General features: G+C 58.4%; 1 protein-coding gene. It reads right to left on the reverse strand.

From position 1 onward, the window contains the following. Positions 1 to 189 precede the first annotated feature (189 nt). Positions 190 to 1,521 (reverse strand): IS1380 family transposase (locus tag GOB87_RS16410; protein ID WP_206752354.1); only part of this gene is annotated, 1,332 nt, incomplete at its 5' end.

The raw sequence follows: 1,521 nt of genomic DNA on the forward strand, positions 1-1,521 counted from the left end.
TCGACGCGGATTTCTCACATTTTGTCTGAAGAGTGTTATTCTCTGTTCTGAGAGCTGTGTCCTGTGCGTCTGATCTGGAATGACAACGGCATTTTGCCTCTGGAGGCAGATTCTGGACGCAGTTGGGGTCTTAGCGCCTGAGAAGGCGGTGATGGCTGTGAGTATGTGGCCTATGCTCTGTCTGTTTCGTCAGGAAGCCTGGCGGAGCCTTCGCAATCGTGCATGAGCGAGGGCGAATTCGTGCTGGCAAGGGAATATATCGGGCATGGACAGGACAATTCGACGCACGCTGACCTTTACGACTGTTGCGATTTTGAGCAGTCGTGCACGTATGGTGCCACAGGTCGCCTTCTCCAGGCTGGTCTGCCCAAGGGCCATCTTTTGCAGAGCGGTGAGCAGGACGTAGGCGGCCGCGGAGAACCATAGCCTGAGCTGGTTGGCTCGCATGGTATGGGAGGACGTCCTGTCTGAGAACAGATCCATCTGGCATTCCTTGATCCGGTTCTCCATATCTCCGCGTGCGCAGTAGACCTGTTCGTAGAGATGGCGGGGGTCGGACATTCCCTGTGGTAGCGTGGTGACAATAAAGCGATGATAGCGGTTGCCGTGGCGCCATTCGGCCTTGGCCACCACCCGCCTGCGGCGCGTCCAGCTGTCCTTTGTGATCCAGTCAAAGGAGGCGAAACCGCGCGCAGCTCTGCCTGTCGTGGCGGCTTCGTCACGAACCTCAGCGGACAAAGAGGCAATCCGGTCATACAGGCGGGTGTTGCCTGCAAGCCCGAACAGGAAGTCAACGTGGTTGTCTTCGCACCATGTCATCAGAGTGTCCCGGGAGAAGCCACTGTCCCCGCGCACCAGAATACGCACCCTGGGCCAGCGGTTCCTGATCTGCTGCACAATCCGGCGGATGTCAGCCAGCACTTCCTTCCCCGGGTCCCTGTCTGCCGTGCGCAGGGTAGCGCTGAGGAGATGATCCCCGCAGAAGATGTATAGCGGCAGATAGCAGTTATGGCCGTAATACCCATGAAAGGCCCGGCCTTCCTGATGGCCATGGATACGATCATCGGTCGCGTCCACGTCCAGAACGATCCGGGCAGGAGCCCGATCATGCCGGTCCATGTAGAGCGTGACGAACAGGGTAGCCAGGGCCTCATGATCAGCAATGATCCGACAGTAACGATCTGCCTTGTACCCACTGCGCTCCAACCGGTTCAGTGTGGATTTTCCGGCCAATGCTGCGCAGTTTGCCCGGCCTCCTGACAGACGGCCCGAGGCCAGACCAAAGATCAGGTCATGCCGCAGGGCATCGTGATCATTGAGATCTTCATAGCCCAGTGCCAGGCCCATGATCCGCTGACGGACAAGGTCTTCAACCCGGTATTCCACAAAGCCGGGATGCCGTTCATCGCGAAAACAGGCAGCAAAGCGGCGGCTGAGCCCCAGAATGTCATCAGCCTGCTTCACCAGAATGACGCCCCCATCCGAACTCATGCGACCCCCGTCAAAACGGGCCACAACACG

The sequence above is a fragment of the Acetobacter estunensis genome (assembly GCF_011516945.1).
Classification (GTDB): Bacteria; Pseudomonadota; Alphaproteobacteria; order Acetobacterales; family Acetobacteraceae; genus Acetobacter; species Acetobacter estunensis.